At 39.8% G+C, this 645-nt stretch carries 1 protein-coding gene; it reads left to right on the forward strand.

Going from position 1 to position 645, the window contains the following annotated elements:
- Nucleotides 1-161 precede the first annotated feature (161 nt).
- On the forward strand, nt 162-645 hold a 484-nt coding region (locus CTN07_RS22610), incomplete at its 3' end, for an MFS transporter (RefSeq protein WP_146154912.1).

Below are 645 nucleotides of genomic sequence, written 5' to 3' on the forward strand. Positions count from 1 at the left end.
GCATTATTGAAATAACCTTCTCGTATTTCACCTAAAACAATAGTTGTAATACATACCTTCTCGTATTTCATCTAAATCAATAGCTGTAATACATACCTTTAATGATTTATATCGTTTGCCAGTCTTTCATCGGTGGATGATCAAGCGTCAAAAAGGAAGTCATGAATAAAAAAACAATATCAACATTATTAGCAATTTCGCTGTTAATGTTTCCACAGCTCATAGAAACGATGTATAGCCCTGCGCTAACATCAATTATGAATCACTTTTCAGTAACCACCTCAGAACCAGCTCAACCGCTATCGATCTTCTTTATGGTCTTTGCCGTTGGTGTCGTATTCTGGGGAACCATGTGTGACGTCATTGGACGTCGTTTATCAACCCTATTAGGTATTGCAATTTGTATTGCTGCCGCACTATTTTGTTACTTTGCACCAACATTTCAGGGTTTACTTTACGGTTTTGGTGCCTGTGCTTTTGTTGCCGCTGTAGGCTCTGTATGTACCCAAACCATTTTACGAGATAGCTTTGAAGGCGCGAGTTTAGCAAGAATCTTCTCAATCGCGTCAACAAGTATTGGCCTGAGCCCTGTGATTGGTATGTTAGTTGGTAGCTGGTTGACAGATCATGGTGGCTATACTTGGG

The organism is Photobacterium damselae (genome assembly GCF_003026815.1).
In the GTDB taxonomy this organism is placed as follows: domain Bacteria; phylum Pseudomonadota; class Gammaproteobacteria; order Enterobacterales; family Vibrionaceae; genus Photobacterium; species Photobacterium damselae.